At 71.4% G+C, this 6,284-nt stretch carries 9 protein-coding genes and 1 pseudogene; 4 read left to right on the top strand and 6 right to left on the bottom strand.

What is annotated here, in order from left to right; all coding sequences use genetic code 11:
• Window positions 1–87: 87 nt before the first annotated feature.
• The 5 genes from IF47_RS30970 to IF47_RS31985 form a co-directional block, all read right to left on the bottom strand.
• Window positions 88–723 carry a hypothetical protein gene (locus IF47_RS30970; protein WP_037733431.1) on the bottom strand — a complete coding sequence of 212 codons (636 nt, stop codon included), beginning with the start codon at window positions 721–723 and terminating at the stop codon, window positions 88–90.
• 2 nt (window positions 724–725) lie between these two features.
• Complete coding sequence (locus IF47_RS29040) at window positions 726–1,199, bottom strand: hypothetical protein (protein WP_157840074.1); 474 nt, start codon at window positions 1,197–1,199, stop codon at window positions 726–728.
• Between the two features lie 188 nt (window positions 1,200–1,387).
• A complete protein-coding gene (locus IF47_RS31820; RefSeq protein WP_245641257.1) occupies window positions 1,388–1,933 on the bottom strand; it encodes a DUF6415 family natural product biosynthesis protein in 546 nt (181 codons plus the stop codon).
• A gap of 181 nt (window positions 1,934–2,114) precedes the next feature.
• Complete coding sequence (locus IF47_RS0126555) at window positions 2,115–3,353, bottom strand: helix-turn-helix domain-containing protein (protein ID WP_031511549.1); 1,239 nt, start codon at window positions 3,351–3,353, stop codon at window positions 2,115–2,117.
• 127 nt (window positions 3,354–3,480) lie between these two features.
• Entirely contained in the window at window positions 3,481–3,603 is a 123-nt protein-coding gene (locus tag IF47_RS31985; RefSeq protein ID WP_281179547.1) for a hypothetical protein, read from the bottom strand.
• A gap of 163 nt (window positions 3,604–3,766) precedes the next feature.
• Between IF47_RS31985 and IF47_RS31150 the strand changes: the two genes are divergently transcribed.
• Complete coding sequence (locus tag IF47_RS31150; protein WP_169745248.1) at window positions 3,767–4,096, top strand: hypothetical protein; 330 nt, start codon at window positions 3,767–3,769, stop codon at window positions 4,094–4,096.
• 852 nt (window positions 4,097–4,948) lie between these two features.
• Here IF47_RS31150 and IF47_RS0126545 read toward each other — a convergent pair.
• Window positions 4,949–5,194, bottom strand: coding sequence for a hypothetical protein (locus IF47_RS0126545; RefSeq protein WP_157840073.1), 246 nt, complete (start codon window positions 5,192–5,194; stop codon window positions 4,949–4,951).
• A gap of 222 nt (window positions 5,195–5,416) precedes the next feature.
• Between IF47_RS0126545 and IF47_RS0126540 the strand changes: the two genes are divergently transcribed.
• The 3 genes and pseudogenes from IF47_RS0126540 to IF47_RS0126530 form a co-directional block, all read left to right on the top strand.
• Window positions 5,417–5,761 (top strand): hypothetical protein, encoded by a 345-nt coding sequence (locus IF47_RS0126540; protein ID WP_031511547.1) that lies wholly within the window; start codon window positions 5,417–5,419, stop codon window positions 5,759–5,761.
• A gap of 5 nt (window positions 5,762–5,766) precedes the next feature.
• Window positions 5,767–5,904, top strand: coding sequence for a hypothetical protein (locus IF47_RS30965; RefSeq protein WP_157840072.1), 138 nt, complete (start codon window positions 5,767–5,769; stop codon window positions 5,902–5,904).
• An 87-nt stretch (window positions 5,905–5,991) separates the two neighbouring features.
• Window positions 5,992–6,284, top strand: a pseudogene (locus tag IF47_RS0126530) (hypothetical protein); the annotation flags it as partial.

Genomic DNA, 6,284 nt, shown 5'->3' with positions numbered 1-6,284 from the left:
CCTTTCTGCGGTCGGGAGTCGAGGGCTCCCCCGCCCGGCCGACGCCTACCGAGGGACGCGCGACTCGGTGGCCGGGTGGGGGAGCGGCTATGCGGCCAGTACGGCGGGGTCCAGGAGCGTGCAGTCGTACAAGGTGCGCACCAGTTGACGGGCCAGGGTCCAGGCGATGGCGGGGTCGTCGTAGCGCACCATCCGCACCTTCTGCGGGACCAGCACGGAGCCTTGAAGCTGGTAGGGGGCGCCGAGGACGCCGCTGACCTGGGAGGCGCGGGAGCGGACCACGACGGCCTTCTCCCGTAGCCAGTGGTGGCACTCGTCGAGGGACGTCCCCGCGCACGGCACGCAGAGCGGGGGGTGAGCGGTGGCCAGGCCCTCCGGCCAGTCCGGCCACGCGCCGCGGTCGTCCTCGACCAGCCACAGCACGCCGTCCTTGGTGCGGCTGGCCGGTTTGGCGCACACCTGGCACAGCAGTTTGGCCATCGCGCGGCGCTGTCGCTGGGGGTGCGTGTAGGCGAGGCGCGCTGTGCCCTTGCCTTGGTCGAAGGACCGTCGTGCCCACAACACCCCGTCATAGCGGTCCTGGGGCACCTCCTCGCCCATGCGGTAGGCGATCCCTGGGCCTCGGGCGACGACCAGGGGGGTGAGGTCGCGTTCGCCACTCCACTGGGCGACGTAGGGGATGGTGGTGGGGCGGGGCAGTGGCCGGCCGTCGGGCTTCTTCATGGTCACCGCTGCGCCTCCGGTACCCGAGCGCGGGCCGCCAGGTAGGCGGTTCGCAGGTCCGGCCCCCACGTCAAGGGCGTGGTGCCGGTTGGGGGGATGATCCAGCACCGTGCCCCCAGTTGCAGTTGGTTGCGCTCGGTGTAGTCCGGGTGCGGCAGCAGCGTCAGCTTGTGGGCGGGCAGCAGGTGGCTGTCGGGGGCGTCCCAGCCGTCGGCCGATCCGAGGGCGATGAAGAACTCCACCCCGCTCGGGCCGTACAGCACCGGCCCGAGCGGCACACCGGCCGCGCGGAGCTGTGCCACCGTCTCGTGTCCCACGGTGTGGGAGGGGACGCGGACCACGTCCCAGGCGATGCCGGTGGGCGCCTCGCCCAGCGCGCCGTCCTTCCAGGCGGCCAGCACGGCGGGCACGCGGCCGGTCGGCTGGAGCCAGCCGGTGGCCACGGGGCCGGCGACGAAGGTTGAGGAGTCCACCACGGCAGGGGCCGTCAGGAGCGGCGGGGTCACAGGTCGGGCCTTTCGGTAGAGCAGGGTTGCGGGAGGGGCCTTGCGGCGGCGGGCACGGGGGACGACCCGTCCGCCGCAGGGGGCTTGGGACGTGCTCGCAGGCGGCCCTACGTCATCCGCCCACGAGCACGTGGCTCATGGGAGAGGCGGCTGGGTGGTCACGCGGCCCCTTTCACGCAGTGCGTTTCGATCAGCCGTTCCAGCAGCTCGTGGACGGCCCAGCCGAGCCGCCGCAGGTGCAGGGCGGTCGGCGCGTGGTCGGGTGGTTCCTCGGACCGCAGTGCCCGCGCCCGTGCGATGAGGTCGGCGGCCTGGTCGTCGCGTTCCTCGGCCCCGGCCGCGACGGCGATGTCCACGAGCCGCGTCAGGTGTTCGCGCAGGCGTTGGGCGAGGGCGTCCGCGTGCTCCGCGGGCGGGGGGACGTGGTCGAGTGCGTCTCCCGCGTCGTCCAGCAGGGCGTTGATGTCGAACGGTTGCCAGCAGGCGGTGGTAGTCGGCCAGGGACTGCGGGCCGCGCACCCAGTTGTCGAGCACGTACGAGGACTGGAGCGGCCCGAGTATCGGGGTGACCGTCCGCACTGAGACCCGCATCCACCGGATCGCGGACGCGGCGTCCGGGGCCGCGTAGCTGCCCCAGCGTCGCTCCGTGCGCTGGCCGGTGGTGGTGCCGGCGGGGATGACGTCCAGCGCCTCGACCCACACACCCGGCTGGACGAGCGGTGTGCTCGTGTCGTTTGTTGCTGCGGCAGTAGGCGGCGTGGTGCCGGTGGTCTGCACAGAAGCCCCCGAACATCGGTGATCGGTTCATCACCGACAGTAGGAGCCCTGGAAAGGCAGAAGGGGCAGGAATCCTGCCCCCCGTGCTTCCGTTCGGAAGGTGCCCGATCAGGTAGCGAGGACGCCCACCTTCACCGCCAACTCCGAGGCGCGCCGCCGCCGTTCCGGGGACTTCGCCTCGGTCTCCTCCAAGATGATCCGGCGGGCATAGCCGTTGTACCGGATCGTCTCCGGCGCGTTCTCGTGCGCCTTCTCCAGCGTCGCCAGCGCGGTGTCGGGCTGCCCATCGAGCTGGTAGCCGCGGGCCTCCTCGATGCGGTGCCGGGCCCGCCTAGGCCGTGACGGGATACAGCGAAGGTCGGCCTTCGCGGCCTGCCGCACACTCTCGCCCCCGGCGTGCAGCTCGACCGCGAGCGTCACCGCATGCGCGCCCATGACGGCCCGAGAGAAGGACGTGACGGGGTGGTAGTAGTCGGCGGGGAGACGCTGGGCGATGCGGTCGGCCTTGTCCCACCATCCCCATGCGGCGCCGGTGTCGCCTCGGCGGGCGGCGGTGTACCCGGCCGCGATTTGCAAGGCCCCGGCGATCGCCCGCACGTCGTCGTCCGCGTCGGGCAGGTGGGGTTCGAGGTAGCGCAGGCACTCCATCGTCACGGTGTCGGCACCGTCGTAGTGTCCGGCGTCGCGGTGTGCCTCGGCCGTCAGCCAGGCCGCCATGCCCAGCGCGTGTGGGTCTGCGCTCTCCTGGGCGGCGACCATGCCTCGTTCGGCGACGCGCCACAGTAGGGCGCTGTCGGGCTGATACGCGAGAAAGAACTGGGCGAGGCTGTAAACCTCGGCGAGGACAGCCTGAGCAACCCGGTGTGTGGGAGGGGTGTTGGCCTGTCGGACGGCGAGCTGTGCGTCGCGGATCAGGCCCGGCAGCAAGGACCCGAGGACCTCGCGGTGGTTCGGGGCGGAGTGCCGGGCGGTCCAGGCGTGGTCCAGGCGGGACCGCAGATGTGCAGCGTCCGGGGCTGGGCGGTCCGTGCCGGTGGGGAAGAACGCATCGATCGCAGCTCGCACTTCGGGCAGCCGGGGGTGGCCGGGACCAATGAACAGGGTGGTGGGCATGGACTGGTCTCCGGTCAGGTCGGACAGGTCACGGACCCGGAGCACCTCGGCGATACGCAGGATCATCGGGAGCGAGGGGGTGTGGATCTCCCCGCGTTCGACTTGCTTGAGCCAGCTCGGCGAGCGTCCCAGCAGGCCGGCCAGGACTGGGCGGGTCATGCCGCGGCGGGTCCGCAGAATACGTAGACGCTCGCCGAATGCGATCGGTTCCGGGGTAGCATCGGTGATGGACATGGCTCTGCCCTTCTGTTGTGTAGCTCGTCACTCACAGCGTATGGGGCAGAGCCGTTTTTGTGTGGTGTTGACGGGTGAACTCCGCCCTCTAAAGAGGGGATTAGCTCGCTACGGTCAGTCGCTCGTATCAGCCGTGGATGACCGTCCGGTCGCTGACTCGGTACGACCGGGCGAGGGCCTGGTCCACCAGCCACGCGGTGTAGAGGCGGCGGGCGTGCCGCATCCCCAGATGCTCGATCGCAGCCCGCACCAAGGCCGGGTTGTCCAGGGCGGCGGCGCGGTGGGCGATGATCTCTTCCCGCGTCAGCCCGGCCAGCGGGTCGTCTCCGGCCGGTGTCGCGGTCGGCGCGGCGGCGCAGCTCGGCCACGATGTAGGCGGCCGGGCGTGCGGGCCGCCAGTCGAGGAACCACGAGTGCAGCTCGGCCGCGATGGCCTCCGCGTCGAGGCCGGTGTCGATGAGCGGCCGCAGGGCGAAGGCGAGGCGGCGCAGGGTCTCGTGCTGGGTCCATCCGACCAGGGGCCGTACCCGGCGGGCGATGGCGATGTCGCGGGCGACCTGGTGCGCCGGGCGACCCGTCCCTCGGCCGTGGCGTCGCCGGCCGCTGCTGCGGCTGCTGGTGGTGTTCTTCGGGGTCGAGCTGTTCGGGCACGCCGCGCGTCGCGGGGTGTCTTTCAACCCACCACCAACCTCAACCTTCTGTCTCTTCTGGTACCCACCAGGAGAAGGGGGATCATGGCGTGACCTGCGGGAATCCGCCTTCTGTCGTGCCTGGGCCACGGCTCGTTCCCGGCCCTCGTCGGTGACGCCGACGATCCGGGCGTCGTACCCGCGGCCGTCGATCCGGTGCCCCATCGCCTGGTCGTACACCGGGGGGATGGTGGCGGCGTAGACGGTGGCGGTGGCCGTGTAGGCCCGGCCGGGCAGGCGAAGGTTCCGCAGGGAGCCGTGGACAGCCCACACCAGCGTCCCGAGCTCGCGCAGCACGCGGACGTGGCGCTTGACGGTGGGTACCGATACCTCGAGGCGGCGGGCGGTCCCGGCCATGTCGTACAGCACGTGGCCGGTCGTGTAGTCCATGCGTCGCGCCAGGTCGGCGGCGACGCGCACCGTGGTGTCGTTGGCGCGGGGGTGAAGGCCGGCTCCGATGAGCCAGCGCACCGCGCGTATCCAGGCGCGTGGCTGCGCGTGGCGGGAGGCGGTGCGGTCGATTTCGTGGTCCGTACGGGGCACCGGGGCCCAGGTACGCAGGGGGTTTGGGCATGCGAGGGCAGGCCCGTGTACTCTGCCGGGCAAGGCAGTCCTTACTTGCTGAGTTGGGAACTGTTGATCAGCGGGTTAGCGGCCCGCTGGTTATCCAGGCCGGGGCGGTGGATCAGACCGCTCCGGCCGTTCTGTCGTTTGAGGTGCTCCTCCTACCTGGGCGCCAGGAACTCACGCTCGTGGTCGAGGCACCAGCGTGTCACTGTGCCGTCGTCGTGGTAGTCCGAGACCACGGTGGAGCATGCTTCCGCGGCCCGGCAGGTGCACCCTTCTCCTCGGCAGCAGCCCTCTTCGGTGCATCCATCCTCAGCGCATTCGCTGTCGATGCAGCGCTTACTGCTGCCCGCCATCCTGCCTGCCCTCCTTCGGTTTCTTGAGATCGGTCCGCTCCCCTTGCCGCAACGTCCGGTTGCGGAAGTAGCGCTCTACGGCGTGCCAGTCGAAGACCCGTGTCCGGCCCCTCTCGAAGATCGGTTTGGGCCAGTTCTCGTCTTCGGCTGCCAACTGTCGGATGCGCGCTGGGCCGACCTTCTTGAGACCGGCTGCCTCAAGAAGATCCGGGATCTGGGGGATCGTCACCAACCTGGGTCCCTCCTCCGGCTCGCGCGCTTCCTCCCGTGGGGAGCTGGGCATGGCCCCATCCTCTCAACTTATTTGCGTTGACGCAAACAAGTGCTACGGTCGTTCCTGCACCAACAAGAACGCCCCCGGCCCGGCGCTGGGAACGCCATTGGGCCGGGGGCGACACCCCGCAGAGGCCTGCGGGGCCAGCCAGACACCTGATGCGACCAGGAGCTGACCATGACGCAGAGTACCCACCGCTACCACCCGCCCGGCAGCCCCCTCGCGAGCGACACGACCACCTCCGAGGCCATGCGCCGCGTCCTCAACCGGCCGTCCCTCGCCTCCCAGCTCATGACCGAGATCGCCCACCAGCTCATGGACGACAAGCCGAGCCAGGAACTGACCCCCCGCTGCTGGGGCGACGCCCTGACCCGCGCCCACGACCGGGCGTTGAAGAAGGCCCCGCCCACGATCGCCCACCGCGTGTTCCACCGGGTCCTGGAGGAGCTGCCCGCTCTGCGCCTCGGCGAGACCGGCGGCGAGTACTCCCTCCGTCTCCGCGACGCCGCGAAGGGCCTGTGATCGCCATGGCCGATCAGGACTTGCGCGACTACGGCACGAAGGCCGAGCGGGAGGAACGCGCCGCCGCCGCTCGCGGTCAGCTCTCCGACGCCCGCCGCAACGGCAACCAGCAAGCCGGCGCTCCCGGCCGCCCCCGCCGCTGACCACCACCGACCGGGCCGGGCCCCACCCGCCTCCCCGCACCGGGGCCCGGCCCCTTCCCCTGCCCGCCCGCACCTGGGAGCACCCCGTTGACACCCGACACTGTGATCCGCTGGGCCGGCGCCCACCCGGCCCCGGCCGCCGCCGTCGCCGGTATCGCCCTGCTGCTGGCCGCCGCCACGGCCTGGGTGACGGTCCGCACCGTCCGCCGGGCGGCACGCGCCGTGGCCGGGTGGGAGCTTCCGCCCCCGTACATCCTGTTCGCCGGCCTGGCCGCCGCCCTGTGCACCGCCTACTCCGCCGACACCTCGTGGGCGTTCGCCAAGAGCCACCTTGGCATGGACGACCCCATCGAGCGCGCGGCGATGTTCGCCGCGGCCGA

The organism is Streptomyces megasporus (assembly GCF_000718985.1).
Taxonomy (GTDB): Bacteria; Actinomycetota; Actinomycetes; order Streptomycetales; family Streptomycetaceae; genus Streptomyces; species Streptomyces megasporus.
The sequence above is the reverse complement of the archived record's forward strand: the minus strand, read 5'-3'. Positions and strand labels throughout refer to the sequence as shown.